A 16,173-nucleotide genomic window follows, 5' to 3' on the forward strand; every position below is an offset into this window, starting at 1 on the left:
ATTGGCTCGCCTAAGTTATTGGAAAACTTAGGCCAGTAGCGCCGGGTTTTTGGTGTTCGGGCGAGGAGAGGCTTCAGCAGGGAGGAGGTATGAGAAAGGCCGATATCGCGAATGAAATTTTCGAGAAGGTCGGTGTCTCCAAGAAAGAAGCGGCGGACATCGTAGAGCTCATCCTCAATCTGTTGAAGTCGGTACTGCAAAAGGGCGAATCCGTGAAGATCGCCGGGTTCGGAAACTTTATGGTGCGCAGCAAGGGCGCCAGAAAAGGCCGCAATCCACGAACCGGGCAAGAGATCGGCATTACGCCTCGCCGTGTCGTCACCTTCCGACCTAGCCAAGTCTTCAAGAAGTTTGTCAATCAATAACGAGGGGAACATCCACCGAGCGGCCTTACGAGGATCGGTGATGGCGGCCAAGCCCTCGCTGGGCAGCAAGGTCTTCTATAAAATCGGAGAAGTCAGCGAGCTGATCGACTTGCCGGCATACGTGCTACGCTTTTGGGAGTCGGAGTTCCGCTTTCTCCGCCCTCGAAAAAGCCGGGGCAATCAGCGCTTGTATGTTCGGCGAGACATCGAGCAGCTGCTGGAGATCAAGCGGATGCTGTACGATGAGGGCTACACAATCGCCGGAGTCAATCGCTTCTGGGCGCGACGCAATCGGCATGCGGGCGGACGCAAGACACCCCGAGAGGTTGCGGAGCGTATGCGTGGAGAGCTCCACGCAATTCTCAAGATCATGGAGTCCTACGACCGGTAGCGGGCGGTGGGGCCGTCATAATCAGGATCGACGGGTCGGGGCGTAGCGCAGCCTGGTAGCGCACTCGCTTGGGGTGCGAGAGGTCGGCCGTTCAAATCGGCTCGCCCCGACCATTTTTCTTATTGCCGCAGCGGGACGTCCCGAAGGCGTAGGCCAGATGAGGGAGTGGATCAGCAAAGCTGCTTCGGCAGCTTTTTTTATTTCATGAGATGATCAACATTCTCGTGACGAACGATGACGGTGTGTCATCACGCGGACTTTCCGCATTGGCAGAGGCGATGAGCCGCCTCGGACATGTCACCGTGGTGGCGCCCGAGCGCGAGCGGGGCGCCGTCGGCCATGCCGTCACCTTGCACAAGCCCTTGCGCGTCAATCGCGTCGAGAAGGGCGTCTATGCCGTGAATGGAACGCCCTCCGATTGCGTCCTGCTCGGAGTGACGACGATCCTTCGTTTAAAGCCGGCGCTCATTGTGTCCGGCATCAATCGCGGTCTGAATTTGGGCGATGACGTGACCTACTCGGGCACGGTGGCGGCCGCGCTTGAAGGGACGTTACTCGGCATTCCTTCTCTCGCGATTTCTCAGGAAGGGGCCTACATCTTCAGATTCGCCACCGCTGCACATTTTGCCGTGCACGTGGCACGAGCGGTGCTTCGACATGGACTGCCAGAGGAGACGCTGTTGAACATCAATGTCCCGGATCGCAGCCGGTCGGCGGTCGCGGGAGTCAAGATGACCTCGTTGAGCCGGAGGCGTTTCGTCAATCCCGTGATCGAAAAGATCGATCCGCGGGGAAGGAAGTATTACTGGATTGCGGGAACTCGTGTCTCGTGGGAACGGCGTGGCGACTCCGACTACGAATCGATTCGGCGCGGCTACGTCTCAATTACCCCGCTTCACATGGATTTGACCAATTATCCGGCGCTGGAGACACTCCGGCAGTGGGAAGCGATTGGAAAAAATCGTAGGGTGGTCAAAGCCGCCCTAGCGCGGACGAAAAAGGCACAGGCAACGAGGAGCAGTTCGGTGGCCAACATGCGTGCGCAGTCCAAGTGATCGAGGAAGGATGGGCACCACACCGACGATGCAGCCGATGACCCTGTACAACACGATGACGGCCATGAAGGAACGCTTCGAGCCGCTGACGCCGGGACAGGTCCGCATGTATGTCTGCGGTGTCACCGTCTACGACTATTGTCATTTGGGCCACGCCCGCAGCGCGATGGTGTTCGATGTCCTGCGGCGGTACTTGGAGCATCGCGGCTACTCGGTGACGTTCGTCAAGAACTTTACCGACGTGGACGACAAAATCATCAATCGAGCCCGTGAGCAGAAGCTGCTGTGGGAGCAGATCACGAAGACCTATATCGATGCCTACCATGAGGACATGGGCCGCCTTGGTGTCCAGGGCGCGACCGTCGAGCCGAAGGCCACGGATCATATGGCCGACATCATTGCGCTTATCCGTCGGCTCGTTGAGAAAGGATTCGCGTACCCGGTCAATGGGGACGTGTACTTTGCGGTGGAGAAGTTTCCAGCCTATGGCCACTTATCAAAGCGGAAGCTCGATGAACTGCAGGCTGGTGCGCGCGTCGAGATCGACGAGCGGAAGCGCCATCCCATCGACTTCGCGTTGTGGAAGGCCGCCAAGCCGGATGAGCCGGCGTGGGACAGCCCGTGGGGACCGGGCCGGCCGGGTTGGCATATCGAATGTTCCGCTATGTCGATGAAACATTTGGGGGAAACGTTCGACATTCATGGTGGAGGCGAGGATTTGATTTTTCCTCACCATGAAAACGAAATTGCTCAGTCGACTGGTGCAACCGGTCGCCCCTTTGCCCGCTACTGGATTCATAACGGCTTCGTGCGGGTGAATCAGGAGAAGATGTCGAAGTCTTTGGGGAACTTTTTCACGATTCGGGAGATATTCGGCCAGAGCCGGTGGCCCGGGCCGGTGACGGCTGAGATGCTGCGGTATTTTCTGCTTGCGACTCACTATCGAAGTCCCATCGATTTTTCCGATCAAGCGTTGGAAGAAGCGAAGCGAACGCTCGACGGATTCTATGGCCTACTCCTGAGGCTTCGAGAGGGTGATGGGCCGACAGGTGGGACGAGTGGGTCCCTGCAAGAGCACCTTGCCGAACTGGACCGGGCCTTTCATACGGCGATGGACGATGACTTGAATACGCCGGCGGCACTCGCTGCCTTTCAGCGGTTCAGGGCAGATGTCAACAAATTGTTGGCCGAGGGATTATCGCGCGATGATCGCGGGCAGGTCGCTGACGTGCTCCAGCGTTACGGCGGCGTCATCGGTCTCTTTCGCGTTCGGCTCGAGGATTGGCGATTTAATCCGATTCAGATCGCTGTGTCGGACAGCATTGGCGTCGGGACTGACGCGCATCCCCGCGCATGGATCCCCGATGAGCAGGTGGCGGCCTTGATCGAGCAGCGCAGGCAGGCGCGGAACAGCAGAGACTTCAAGAAGGCCGACCGCATCCGAGCTGAACTGGCAGAAGCAGGCATCACAATCGAGGATCGGCCCGATGGGACCACCCGGTGGAAGCGGTAAGACTCCCGAAATGGTCTATGGATATCACGCCGTCCGCGAGGCACTCCGTTCGGGCCATCGCCCCCTCCTCAAAGTCCTTCTGTCACGACGAGACGCGCAAACAGCCGAGCTCGTAACCCTTGCGCGGAGTGCCGGTGTGCGGGTGCATTTCGAGCCTAAAGCCGCCCTGGACCGACTTGTCCCCTCTGGGAAACACCAAAGTGTGGTGGCCTTGGTTGGCGCTAGACAGTATGCAGACGTTGAAGACATGTTCGTCCGTGCGACTGAGCGGGGGGAACCGGCCTTAATCCTGATCCTTGACGGGGTGCAGGACCCATTTAATTTTGGCGCGATCGTGCGAACCGCCGAAGCGGCAGGCGCGCATGGCGTCTGCATCCCGGACCGTCGAGCGGTGGGACTGACACCTGCCGTGGCAAAGACCTCTGCCGGAGCGATCGAGCATCTTCCCGTCGCGGCGGTGACGAACATCTCAAGGCTGATCGAGGATCTGCAAACCCGTGGCCTGTGGGTCTACGGATTTGACGCGGGAGCGAGGAGGCCCTATCTTGATCTTGATTTCAAAGGTCCCATGGCTCTTGTGCTCGGTGGGGAGGGCAGCGGCATCCGGCGAGGCGTGCTCGAGAAATGTGATGAGCGGGCACGTATTCCGATGCACGGCCGGATCGCTTCGCTCAACGTGTCAGCGGCGGCGGCGGTTGTGCTCTTTGAAGCAGTGAGGCAGCGACAGCTCAGCGGATCTGAATGATCCCGTCCTGGATGGCAGCTTTGAGGAGTTGCGCCGTATTGGAGACCCGCACCTTCTTCATCATGGTGGCTCGGTGCGCCTCCACTGTCTTGACGCTTATTTTCAGCCGCTGTGCGATTTCTCGATTCTTGAGGCCGGACCAGATCAATTGCAGGATCTCTTGCTCCCGGTTCGTCAATGCTTCCGGTCGCTTACGTTTCGGCGCCGGGTCCTTTCTCTCCTTTGTCACGCGATCCATGCCTTGACCACGGGAACGATCAACTACTTAGACCATTATCTCAATCCGGTTCAGGTGTGTAAATTGAGAGAAATCCCTAGAGGGTGACTGTGACGGCGACGATCCTCATTGACGAACAGACAGCGGATCACAGGCACACTTGCAGCCCGGGCGGCGCCTAATGCCGTACCTGGTCGTGCTGCTCATCGGGCTCATTGTCGGTAGCTTCCTGAACGTCTGCATTTATCGACTTCCCCGCAAGCAGTCGGTTGCCTGGCCACCGTCGCATTGCCCGTCGTGCCTCGCACCCATACGGCCGGCTGATAACATCCCTCTCATTAGCTATCTTCGATTGAGGGGACGATGTCGATCGTGTCGCTCTCCTATTCCCGTTCGCTATCCGGTTGTTGAATTGATCAATGGGGCTGGCTACGGTCTGATTGCCTGGCACTTCGGGCTCACTGGCGAGGCCGTGGTGTACGCGCTCTTGTTTTCGGCGCTGCTCGTTGTGACCTACATCGATTTGGATCATCAGATTATTCCCGATGTCATTACGTTGCCCGGCATAGTCGTCGGCTTCCTGACCTCGGTCACCGTGCTACCGGTCGGGTTATGGAATTCGCTCGTGGGGTTTCTCCTCGGCGGTGGTCTGTTATGGCTATTGGCATGGGCGAGTCCGTACTTGTTTGGAAAAGAAGGGATGGGCGGGGGGGATATTAAGCTCCTGGCGATGATTGGCGCTTTTTTGGGATGGCAGCCCGTCGTACTGACGATGCTGATCGGCGCAGTAACGGGGGCGGGGGTCGGGATTTCCCTCATCCTCATGAATGTCATGCGACGGGACCAATATCTACCGTTCGGCCCCTTCCTCGCTTTCGGGGGTGCCATTTCCATGTTTTTTCATCATGAACTGTTCGACTGGTATCTCAACTTGATGTCCGGCCATTGAGTCTCACGCTTAGCCGGATTCCCTCCGATCCGTATCTTTTCGGATTGCTTTGTATCTTCTGGTGACTCCCAAGATCTGATCCTGCCCGCGAGCACTCCCGAGCAATTATCATTCTCTGTAATCACTTTGAGCGCTTTTCATCCTGCTTCATCTATCGCGTGAGCACGGCATGAGTCTTGATGGAGCGGGGAAAGTTGCCGGAGACGACCATGGGACAACGCGGCGTATCACTTGTTGAACTCCTCATCGCACTCGGGATCGCTGCTGCGCTGCTCGCCGGTGCCGAGTCGTTGGTTGGAGCCGCGATGCGGGAGAAGGCAAAGGCCGTGGAGGTGGAATTGGCTGCCGAGTTGCGATTTGCGCGGCATCTGGCCGTGCAGAAGCGGGAGCCGGTAGAGGTGGTGTTCGATCTAGCGTCGAGTAGCCTCAAAACGGAGCTAGTGAAAAGCAGGGTGTTGTTTCGCGAATATCAGTTCGCACGTCGCGGGGTCATCGTTGAATCCCTGTCGAGTGGCGAGAAGATCATCTTTTATCCGAGCGGGCGAGTGGCGACGCCGACGACGATTACGATCCGAAGGGATTCCGGTGAAGTCAGGCGTCTCACTGTGAGCATCACGGGCCGCGTCGCGGCCTCCTGAGCAAAAGAGTTTCGCTATGCCGAGCAAGAACGAGGCGGGAGGAAGTCTGATCGAGGTGATGACCGCCATGGTGATTCTGGCCTTTTCAATTCTCGGAGTGACAGCCATGTTTCAAGTAGCGGATGGCGGAGTACGGATGGGAGACCGAGGAACAAAGGCCCTGGCGCTCGCGCAGGCTCGGATCGAAGCCAAACGTACCTCTCCTTGGGCGAAGCTGTTAGCTGATGATCTCGATTTAGACGGAATACCCGATGTCTTCATGGGTGACGACGGTCTTCGTGGTGACGCTCATCCCGGCGATGGAACCTATACCGGCCAGATGGAGGCCAATGGGATTGTTGTCGAATGGACCGTCACCCCGATAGGCGCAGACCGTCTCCCCGCTGCCATCGCGGTCATGATCGAGTCACGCGCTCAATACGAAGCCGGTGGAGCGACAAAGCGTTTGTCACTCTCAACCTTTCGAGCAAATCCAGCCTATGTTGGCATCCATTGATGTAAGCGCAAACGCGACCCGAACTCGGTGTCGCCTCAACACCCAAGTCGGCGTCTGCCTCGCCGAAGTCTTGATCGCCATGGCGGCTGGCCTTGTCGTGCTTTCTGCAGCATTTCAGATTCTCACGGCACTGCACGGGAAGCTGTCGAATCAGCAACAGAGGGTCAATCTTCATCAGGACCACCGTCTGGGACTTGGAGTATTAGAGGACGAGTTGCGGATGGCGGGATCTGGCGCGCGGCCGCCCATGCCGGCCTTTATCAAAACCGAAGAGCGCGAGGTTGAATTCTATGCCAATCTTGACGGACTCACTACCGTGTTGACTGCACCGGCTTCATCGGTGGATCGAGAACTCACCGTGGCGAGCGGGCTGGACTGGAGAAAGGGCAAGCGGATTCTTATCTGCGAATCGGAACGATGTGCCGAAGCTGAACTTGCACGAGATGGCCGCAGCAACGCTTTGTCGATCACGGCGCCGCTCGGAGAAGCATTTGCCGCTGGAAGCGAAGTGGTGATGTCGAATCAGGTCGCCTACTACCTCAAAACAGGACGCGATGGGAAACAGACCTTGATGCGCCGTGTCGACGGAGGCACGAATTCGCTGATTGGCGAAGTGACGTACTTTAAGTTGGTCTACCTTGATCGCGACGGAGCCACCGTGGTCCTTCCAGGCGATGTCCGACGAATCGGGCTTGAACTCAATGTTGGCGAAGACCGAATTGCATTGAAAACGGAGGTCGGTATACGTGGATAATATCAGTCAATACGATAGAAACAGCGAACGCGGCATGGCATTGCTGGGTGTCCTGCTCATCACGCTGATCTTGTCGATCTTGGGTCTGGTGTCCGTGAACCTCGCGATGCAGGAAGTACAGATGGTCGCCGATCTGCGAGAAGAGACGGCGACACGATACCTCGCCGAGGCCGGACTCGAGCTTGTCACGCAGTGGTTCAACCAGCCAGACGTCAAGCAAGGTCAGCCAGGAGAACTTCTGGGCAAGCGATTCAACTTGGTGGACCGCGGTCCTTCATTTTTTGACATGGCCGGGCGCTCTCAATTTACGGGCACGAGCGCCGCACCCGACATTCTTTATGATGCCGCTCGTCCTGCTGATGACCGACTGTTGAATGATCCCGGAACAGGGTGGTTTGCGCCATTGTATCGTCTCGGGGAGATTCGTGCGCTCAAAGTGTTTTCGCCCCAGCGGGCCGATCTCTTGTGCACTGTGGAAGTCACTGCCGCCACGTCGAGGGCGACGAGAACCGTTTCATTGCAACTGTCGGCCGTTTCTCTGAGACCCATTCGATCCGGCGTCCAGATAGGCGTGGGAAGCACGACAGTGCCCTTCCCCGTCGTTCTTCATTGGGGAAGTGCGAAAGTAAACGGTGATCAGCTCCTTCCACCAGTGGCCGATGTTCCGACGAAAAGCCTATTGGCGCCGGTGAGCGACGTATCCTATGCGGACATGGGTAGACGAGAGGATCGGTGGTTCGAACTGCTCCTGGCCGGTGCTGGCAGCTTCGATGCCTTGTTTGCCCCTTCGTCAGCGATTCCATCTAATATACAAGAGCATCAGGAACCGATGCCCGGCCTACATTTGGATCGCTGGCCGTACGAAGATTTGAAGAAATATGCAAAGGCTTTTGGGACTTACTATGTGCGCGGAGGTGATGGATTACTGTATCGGGACGGAAGGGTTGCAGCTGGAACCGGAATTGATATTAACGACGTTATGCGGTCCGCTTCTGGAGAGGACAACCGCGGACTGGTTTTCGTTGATACCTTAGATCAAAAGCCGCCTCGTCCTGACAACCTTGGAACGGTGATTATTGATGTTGAGTATGCTGAGGGTGTATTCGTGATCAACGCTAACGTGCATCTAAAGTCATACAGAGTAGGTCAAAGCGTCTCGGCGTTAAGTCCACCCGACATGCCAGGGGGAGCTCGAATCGCTGTGATGCTCAACAATATTCACGTCAACGGCCTGCTCCACGTGGCCGGTAATCTGACCTACGAAGGCGACCTCCGACTCTTTGGAGCGCTGGTTGTACAAGGGGCTGTGAGCCCTATTACTGCAGGCGCTCGTCCCATTGAAGCCTGGTATAATTACGACTTTAGCAGAGGCTATTATCCTGGGCTTCCTGTCGTCTATCCAGCACCTGGGACATGGCAAGAAAGGTACTAGCCTCGACGAAAAATTGTCCCTTCCTTCACTCTGTTCATCAGCGCTTCTCATTGGCAGCTGACCGACATCGCACCTAATAGCAACGGCTTAGACGCCACCCCGCCTCTATTGGCTGCCGTCGGCATAGCCCGTGCTACACTTTTCAGCGCTATGGATTGCCCTGAGATGAGTTCTAAGGCCACACGAGAAGCTAATGCGGGCGTCACGCTTATCGAGCTGATGGTTGTCCTTGGGATCATTACAACAGCCGTTGTGCTCGCCATCCCTAATTACCTTCAGTGGAATCGGACCTATCAACTTCGGCAAATGACGACAAATCTTCAAAGTAGTCTCAGCCTTGCCAGAATGACGGCAATGAACCGGAACGCGACGGTTACGGCGTCCCTTGGAACCATTGCTTGCCCTCCGAATACCGTTTATTGCGGCCAATATGGAGTCAGCTTCAGTGCAACGTCGGGAGGTGTGACGACTTTCGGGGTACTGCCTCCCGTTATAATTCAAGGGAGTGGGGTAACAGCTACTCTTACGCCGGTAGTGGTGCCGGCGCAGATACAGTTTAACTCACTAGGCCTTCGATCGGGCGGGCCTGCCGGACCACAACAGATCACGATCACCAATGCTGACGCATTGACCTATTCAGTCGTCGTGACACCGGCCGGCAAAGTCCGGTGGTGCCCAGTTAGTGTTTGCAATTAAATTGCAATGAAAACTGAGTCGGGCTTTACAATTCTAGAAGGAATGTTGGCGGCCGTCATACTTGCGATTGGGTTGCTCGCTCTCGCAGGAATGCAAGGGGTGTCGCTAGGCCGCAATGTCGATGCGAATGAACTAACCATTGCGACGAATTTAGCCGCGGACATGATGGAACGTATACAGTTTAATCGACGAAACATATCGGCGTACAACAATATTGATACCGTTCTCGGCACGGCGCCACCTAGTTCGAGCACCATGGCGAGTGGTGACTACGCGCAGTGGCTGGCTCGCCTGCAAAACTCTCCCCTGCAGAAAGCGCAAGGAATCGTCAGGGTCGTACCAACGGGCCCAAGCGCCCCTCCACTCAATGAGAATCTCGTTACCGTACAGGTAACGTGGCAGGGAAAAGTGTCGGGCGGCAGCATTCTAGCGCGAAGCAAAAACGTCTCTCTTGTTGGAGTCATTGCACTGGAGTAGCAGCCGGTGGAAGAGACGCGAGAGATCATCGTTTGCAAAGAACACGGATTCACCCTGATAGAACTGCTTGTCGGTGCCATCATTGCCTTCCTCGTCGCGGCCGCTGCGTTTACGATGTTAACGACAAGCAGCAAAGCCACGCGAGTGAGTGATCAGACGGCCCAGACTCAGCAGAGCGCAAGGATAGCCATGGAACTGCTGTCACATGACATTAAGATGGCCGGCTTTGCCATGGCAGGGCCAGTTGGCAATTGCAATCAAGCAATTGTACCAGCGGACAACAATGTTGGCGGAGCAGATAACGGTCCTGATTCTATCTCTCTGGTGGTTCCGGCGCAGGTTGGCACGGTGAACACGACGACGTCAGTGTGGCCTATCCAATCAATCGACGTCAATTTGACGAGTGCTGTGAATGTCGGTGATCCGATATCGATAGGCGGAATGGCATCAACCACGGTATCAGTGGTATCGGGTACGACTCTGACGCTGCAAAACAGTTATCCGAAACCGATGACCTTTACGGCTGGTACGCCCGTGTACCTATTGCAATGCGTGACGTATCAGGTCATACGGCCGACCGATGTCAATGCATCGGTTTGCGGCGGTAATGCTCCCTGCTTGGTCCGTGGAATAAACGCCCCTCTTGTAGGAGGACGGATGGACTGTAACGGGCCGGGCGGGACGACCGCGTGCGTTGCTATTACAGATGGCGTTGAAGACGTGCAGTTATCATACGCATGCGACGGCTGTAATGCGGCGATGAATGCAGGAGTGGCGGATGGGATTATTGATGACCAAGGCGCCGTCGATAACCAATTCACGCTCGCAGATTTCGTGTCCGATAATTCCTGGATCGTCGCACCGATGACTGGAGATACGATTCGCTTGGTGCTCGTGAATATCGTCGCAAGAGAGACCCGACCGGACCAGGGCTTTGGGGAAGGCAACGCGACGATGACAACGAATTCACCTTCGCCGATTACCGTATCTGACCACAATCCCGCGCTGGATTCCGGATACTCGTTGGCGACATATCAGCAGTACCGCCGCAGGATCGTCACGAGGACAGTGGAAGTACGAAATATTGGATTGTGACCTAATAGTGAGATGCGCATGAGGCCCAAGACGAGTATCAGCAGCGGTTATTTAAATGAACATGGCGTAGCCATGATTACCGTGCTGTTAATCATGGTGATCATGACGGTAATCGGCATAGCGGGAATCACCGTCACCGCGCTTGAAAACCGAATCGCTGGCTTTCAGCGGACCGGTGAGGCGGCCGCCACAGCTGCTGAATCCTGTGTTGGGACCGCCGTCAATGTCATCATGCAGTCTATTCCTCTCAGCGCTCTCCCGGATGCGTTCAAGGCTAGTAACGGTGGCCCTGTCCCGGATGCAAATGCACCCACAGTAGCCCAAGAAATCTTCGGGCAATTGGATAACAATGCTGATTCGGTGACGGACGTGGTACCAAACCTTCAAATGGCCATCGGCGGTTACACAGTTAACGGTGACCTCGATCGATTGTATGCAAAGGTTCGGACCGGCAGCGCGATTGAATTTGCCTCCGGCTATGACGGCAGTCCAGGAGGTGGCGGAGTCGACATCATTTACCGCATCGACTGCATGGCCACAAACGCGGCGACGAGCACCAATAGCCGAATCACGGCAATATATGCATGTGCCGTACAAGGCGACTCCTGCCAGCGAAAGATTTAGGAGGAGTGATGAGAGCTAACAGAAGAACCCACTGGATCAGAATCCTGGCCCTGTTCGTAACTCTATGGGTTGGATTCATTTCGAGTTCGGTACATGGGCAAATTATGAATCAGCTGGGGGTTGGAAGTCTGATAAGAGGGGAAGTCAATCAAGTCGGACAGCACTATATTGTGATCGACGGCAAGAAATACGAATTGGCACAGTCAGTAGTGATTGAGGACTCGCTTCATAATGGACGGGATCTTAAGGACGTAGAAGTGGGAGGCCCCATCGCCTACCACCTGTCGCAAGGGCGAATCGATCAACTCGTGATCATTCTTCCGCGCTAAAGATGTTGGACGACAATCGAAGCTCCGAAAAGCGAAGACGAGAATGACAGGGAGGGACATCATGAAATGCCCACTCTCGACGCGCACCGCAGTGATAGTGCTTCTCGCATTATTGATGTCCACGAACGTATTCGCCGCGGTCACCGCACCGAGCAACAGCGACTACACCGCCTTGCCGCCCTTTCTGCCTTCGGTCGTGCCGCCGAACATTCTATTGTTGGTCGACAATTCAGGCAGCATGGACGACTCGGCATACCATCAAAGCACGTCAGAGATTCCGGCTCAACCAACGGGAAGCGATATATACGATCCGATGAGAGCTTATGGTGGCTATTTCGATAATACAATGTGCTACACGTATGGAAGCAGCCGCTTCACGCCTGGTATCACTCGACCTGCCCCGGGTTCAGGAAGCACATGCGGCGGGAATAACCAATGGGACGGAAATTTCCTCAACTATGTCACGATGACACGCATCGAGATTGTGAAATGGGTGATGATGGGGGGGAAATGTTCGCCGCGGGCTGTGACCACCGCCAGCTGTTATCCGGGCGGGAAAATGAATCTCGAGAACAGCAGCAGAGACCAAGTCGGAATCATGATTTCGGCCACTGGCCTCGTGCCGTCCTCTGTCGCATCAGGAACAAAATGCTTTTTCCGAAGCAATGCGAACCTACGCGTGCAGAGTCTAAGTGGAGGGAGTTGCCCTGTCAACAGCAGCAGCGGCACGGCTTATTCACTGACCGTCGATATCTCTTCGGAGCCTAGTGGAATTATTCAAGCCATCGGCAATAAGGCTCGTTTTGGTTTGATGGAATTTAAGTCAGGCAGTGGCTCAACCTCCGATGGTGGGAAAATTCAAACGTACGTCGGCGATAATACGGTTTCTATGATCACGGGGATTGAGAATACCAGTGCCAACACATGGACTCCGTTAGCCGAATCCCTGTATGAGGCCACTCGATACTTCGCTCAAATCCCGCCGGCATTCCCGGGATCGGATTATGCCGTCAATACAAATAATGATCCATACTATTTTAAAGCGCCATGGGCCAGTAACCCGGGGACATATGTACCGTGTTGCAAGAGCTTTGTCATTGTCTTCACCGATGGCCAGCCCACGATGGATACCAATATCCCAGCGGGTCTGATGGACTATGCCCATACCGTTGGGAATCACGGGACAAGTTTGCACTGCAATGTGCCGGCAGGTTGTACGAGTGATATCGCCGCCGGCAACGGTCCACCGCCCAAGCACGCAGAGAATTACCCCAGCCCCTCAATCACTGATCACGACAATACAATTAATGAGCATCATGACAACTGCTCCAAATACTATGGAGGCGATCAGTCGGACCCGTGCCAATACAGCGGGGGACACTATTTAGATGACGTTGCCTACTATGCCCATACGACCAACTTGCGCCCGCAGTCGGGAAATTTGCCGGTGCTCGGCGTCCCGGGCACTCCCATCCCTGGTGATAGCCCAACGAACTTTCACAACTTGACGGTCTATACCTTCTTTGCGTTCGGCACCGGCTCGAACATTTTGAAGGATACGGCCAAGCTTGGTGGATTTGACGACATCAATGGGAACAATATCCCAGACCTTCAACAGGAATGGGATAAGGTTAACAACTACACGGGCGCCAAAGGCCCTGACGGCCTCCCAGATACGTATTTTGAATCGTCGAATGCCGATGACTTGAAGGATAAGTTGCTCGCGACGATCAACAGTATTCTGCAGAGGAGTGCGTCAGGTACCGCTGCATCTGTCTTGTCCAGTTCATCGACGGGTGAAGGAGCGATCTATCAGGCGTCGTTCTTCCCACAAGTGACGGAAGGATTAAATACAATCCTCTGGACCGGTTATACGCAAGGTCTCTGGGTGGACAAGTTTGGCAACATCCGTGAGGATACGATCAGGGATCAAAAGCTTGTCTACAAAGACGATTACATTCTCACATGGTTTCTGGACCCTGTTACTCAAAACGTGAAAGTTCATCGATATCAGGATTTGGATGAGGATGGAAAGGCTGATCCAATCCTAGACACGAACGGCGATGGAAAGCCGGACACACCACAACCGGTTTCTCCTGATATCGATCTGACAGCGCTGGCTCCGATCTGGGAGGCGGGGACACAGCTTGCGATCAAAGATGCGGTCAATCGACACATCTGGACTTGGGTCGACCGCAACAACGACGGCATCGTCGGAAACAATGAGTTCATTTCCTTCGACGACTCCAACGCGACACTCCTAAAGCCATACCTGGCCGCGTCAGCGTCTCCGTTCGATGAGCATAGCTTGATCAAATGGGTGAGGGGAGACGATGTCACCGATAGCAGCGGCAATCTCCTCCTTCGTGATCGGTCGTTGACGGTCGGGGGTTACGGGAAAAAAATCTGGAAGCTCGGCGATATCATTAATTCAAGTCCCACGGTGTCGGCCGCCCCTCGAGAACGATATGATCTTATCTATGGCGATCCGACATATCAGGAATTCTATAAGAAGTATGCAAACCGACGGCAGGTGATTTTTGCCGGGGCCAATGATGGCATGCTCCATGCCTTTAATGGCGGGTTTTACACAGCAGGGGACGATCCGAGCACGACGACAAAGGTCGAACATGGCTATTTCTCAGTCCAGCGAGCGACGAATCCCGTCTCCTATACGGGACCGCTCGGGGATGAAATGTTTGCGTTCATCCCGATGGAATTACTGCCGCATCTCCGCTGGCTGGCGAGTGAGAACTACAGCCATGTTTATTATGTCGACCTCAAGCCGCGGATTACCGATGTTCGGATCTTCTGTGATTCAGGCGGGACTGTTGAATCCCTTGGCACGCCGTGTGTGCAAGGTCAGGCCGGCGTAGATCACCCGAATGGTTGGGGAACGATCCTGATTATCGGATTCCGTTTCGGGGGAAGCTGCGGCGCCGCCAATTGCCAAAGCGCCAATAATGCCGTGAGGACGATGACGGTGACGTCCGACTTCAGTGATCCGCCAAATGGGAATATGACAGACCCAGGTGACACGCGGAATTTCTATAGTGCCTACGTGGTGCTCGATATTACAGATCCGGAAGTCTTCATGACCACCGGACCGAAGTTGCTATGGAGCTTCACGGATCCTAGCCTTGGCTTTACCACAAGCTATCCGACTGTCGCTCGTGTAAAGCCGCCATGTACGACATCGACGTGCAAGAATTGGCAGGCCGCGGGTGCGAAGTGGTACATCCTCTTTGGATCCGGGCCGACCAACTACAAGGTCGATACGATTAAGCAAGGGTCGAGAGTGTTCGTGTTTGATCTGACAACGACGCCGTCGAAGACTGTCTTCGACGTCTCGACGCAATTTAGCCCGTATCCCGCGGTCGAATCCTTTATTGGCGACGTGGTCACCGTCGATAAAGATATCGACTATCTTGTTGATGTGATGTACGGCGGCAGTCTTATAAAAGACAGTACTTCTCCGTGGAAAGGAGAGATGTACCGCCTCACGACGCCATGTCCCGGGATGTCCTGCAGCACGAATACGTGGGGCGTTTCGGGGACCGGTAACAGGACGCCGACAAAGATTATCAGCACGTTTGGCGGCAATCCTGTCGGTCCCGTGACTGCCGCGCCCAGCATTACGATGGATGACGCGAACAATTTGTGGGTGTTTTTTGGGACCGGTCGGTTTTATGACTCGTCCGACAAGTCATTGGCCGAACAACAGTACTTCTTCGGGATCAAGGATTCGGTTTTCTCTATGGCGCCATGCCCGCAAAGTGGTGCGACAAGTTGTATCGACAATAATTTGGTCGACGTGTCGAACGCCCAAGTCTTTACCGACAACACGCTCCTGGGCATAACAGCGGGCGGGCTATCGCCGAGCACACTGATCGGTAATAGTTCGAGTTCGCTCCAGGGTTTGATCGCGAGCACGTATCGAGGATGGGTGACAAAGCTCATGCGCCCATCGTCACCGCCATTGGAACGCGTCTTGGTTAAGCCCACAGTGATAGGCGGTATCGTCTTCTTCCCGTCGTTTGTACCGGACACGACGATTTGCTCATCGAATGGGTCGTCGTACCTGTACGCGCTGTTCTATCAGACCGGGACAGCATGGAATCAAAATGTCATCGGTCTGGGCGGCGCTGGTGGAAATCAGGTCAACTCGTCGATGTACCTAGGAGCAGGTCAAACCGGTCAGCTCTCCGTCCATATCGGAGCCGAGGGCAGTGGGAGCATGGGGAGTACCTCTTCTCCGAGTGGTTGCGCTGGACGAGTGACGATTGTGGGTCAGTCGACACTCAATGCGACAACTGTGAGCTGCGTCAAAACTCAGCCTGTCTGGAGCCGCTATCTATCGTGGAACAACCAGCGGCTTTGAGGTTGCACCGCTAACA

15 protein-coding genes and 1 tRNA gene are annotated in these 16,173 nt (G+C 55.4%); 15 read left to right on the forward strand and 1 reads right to left on the reverse strand.

Going from position 1 to position 16,173, the window contains the following annotated elements:
• Positions 1-89 precede the first annotated feature (89 nt).
• From AC1U7K_RS18935 to rlmB, 6 genes are all read left to right on the forward strand, one after another.
• Positions 90-365: an integration host factor subunit alpha gene (locus AC1U7K_RS18935; protein ID WP_480253402.1), complete on the forward strand. Its 276-nt coding sequence runs from the start codon at positions 90-92 to the stop codon at positions 363-365.
• 40 nt (positions 366-405) lie between these two features.
• The gene (locus AC1U7K_RS18940) at positions 406-756 is read left to right on the forward strand and encodes a MerR family transcriptional regulator (protein WP_480253403.1); all 351 of its coding nucleotides are present in this window, start codon (positions 406-408) and stop codon (positions 754-756) included.
• Between the two features lie 36 nt (positions 757-792).
• Positions 793-869 (forward strand) — tRNA-Pro (locus AC1U7K_RS18945).
• A gap of 99 nt (positions 870-968) precedes the next feature.
• Complete coding sequence (gene surE, locus AC1U7K_RS18950; protein ID WP_480253476.1) at positions 969-1,811, forward strand: 5'/3'-nucleotidase SurE; 843 nt, start codon at positions 969-971, stop codon at positions 1,809-1,811.
• A gap of 10 nt (positions 1,812-1,821) precedes the next feature.
• Complete coding sequence (gene cysS, locus AC1U7K_RS18955; protein ID WP_480253404.1) at positions 1,822-3,324, forward strand: cysteine--tRNA ligase; 1,503 nt, start codon at positions 1,822-1,824, stop codon at positions 3,322-3,324.
• A 10-nt stretch (positions 3,325-3,334) separates the two neighbouring features.
• Positions 3,335-4,069: a 23S rRNA (guanosine(2251)-2'-O)-methyltransferase RlmB gene (gene rlmB / locus AC1U7K_RS18960; protein ID WP_480253477.1), complete on the forward strand. Its 735-nt coding sequence runs from the start codon at positions 3,335-3,337 to the stop codon at positions 4,067-4,069.
• Here rlmB and AC1U7K_RS18965 read toward each other — a convergent pair.
• Entirely contained in the window at positions 4,053-4,307 is a 255-nt protein-coding gene (locus AC1U7K_RS18965; protein ID WP_480253405.1) for a response regulator transcription factor, read from the reverse strand. The two genes, rlmB and AC1U7K_RS18965, sit on opposite strands and share 17 nt — an antisense overlap.
• Positions 4,308-4,467: 160 nt before the next feature.
• Between AC1U7K_RS18965 and AC1U7K_RS18970 the strand changes: the two genes are divergently transcribed.
• The 9 genes from AC1U7K_RS18970 to AC1U7K_RS19010 all read left to right on the forward strand — a co-directional run bounded on the left by AC1U7K_RS18970 (position 4,468) and on the right by AC1U7K_RS19010 (position 16,157).
• The gene (locus tag AC1U7K_RS18970; protein ID WP_480253406.1) at positions 4,468-5,235 is read left to right on the forward strand and encodes a prepilin peptidase; all 768 of its coding nucleotides are present in this window, start codon (positions 4,468-4,470) and stop codon (positions 5,233-5,235) included.
• 179 nt (positions 5,236-5,414) lie between these two features.
• Positions 5,415-5,873 (forward strand): GspH/FimT family protein, encoded by a 459-nt coding sequence (locus tag AC1U7K_RS18975; protein WP_480253407.1) that lies wholly within the window; start codon positions 5,415-5,417, stop codon positions 5,871-5,873.
• 16 nt (positions 5,874-5,889) lie between these two features.
• Positions 5,890-6,369 carry a type IV pilus modification PilV family protein gene (locus AC1U7K_RS18980; protein WP_480253408.1) on the forward strand — a complete coding sequence of 160 codons (480 nt, stop codon included), beginning with the start codon at positions 5,890-5,892 and terminating at the stop codon, positions 6,367-6,369.
• Positions 6,353-7,123 (forward strand): PilW family protein, encoded by a 771-nt coding sequence (locus AC1U7K_RS18985; protein ID WP_480253409.1) that lies wholly within the window; start codon positions 6,353-6,355, stop codon positions 7,121-7,123. Before AC1U7K_RS18980 ends, AC1U7K_RS18985 begins: the two co-directional genes overlap by 17 nt.
• Entirely contained in the window at positions 7,116-8,555 is a 1,440-nt protein-coding gene (locus AC1U7K_RS18990) for a PilX N-terminal domain-containing pilus assembly protein (protein ID WP_480253410.1), read from the forward strand. The genes AC1U7K_RS18985 and AC1U7K_RS18990 overlap by 8 nt, the downstream gene beginning before the upstream one ends.
• A gap of 306 nt (positions 8,556-8,861) precedes the next feature.
• Positions 8,862-9,251, forward strand: a complete 390-nt coding sequence (locus tag AC1U7K_RS18995; RefSeq protein ID WP_480253478.1) for a GspH/FimT family protein — start codon at positions 8,862-8,864, stop codon at positions 9,249-9,251.
• A 483-nt stretch (positions 9,252-9,734) separates the two neighbouring features.
• Entirely contained in the window at positions 9,735-10,823 is a 1,089-nt protein-coding gene (locus tag AC1U7K_RS19000) for a PilW family protein (RefSeq protein WP_480253411.1), read from the forward strand.
• An 18-nt stretch (positions 10,824-10,841) separates the two neighbouring features.
• Positions 10,842-11,447 (forward strand): pilus assembly PilX family protein, encoded by a 606-nt coding sequence (locus AC1U7K_RS19005; protein WP_480253412.1) that lies wholly within the window; start codon positions 10,842-10,844, stop codon positions 11,445-11,447.
• A 390-nt stretch (positions 11,448-11,837) separates the two neighbouring features.
• On the forward strand, positions 11,838-16,157 hold the full coding sequence (locus AC1U7K_RS19010) for a pilus assembly protein (RefSeq protein WP_480253413.1): 4,320 nt from the start codon (positions 11,838-11,840) through the stop codon (positions 16,155-16,157).
• Positions 16,158-16,173 lie beyond the last annotated feature (16 nt).

The organism is Nitrospira sp. Vd2 (assembly GCF_979581665.1).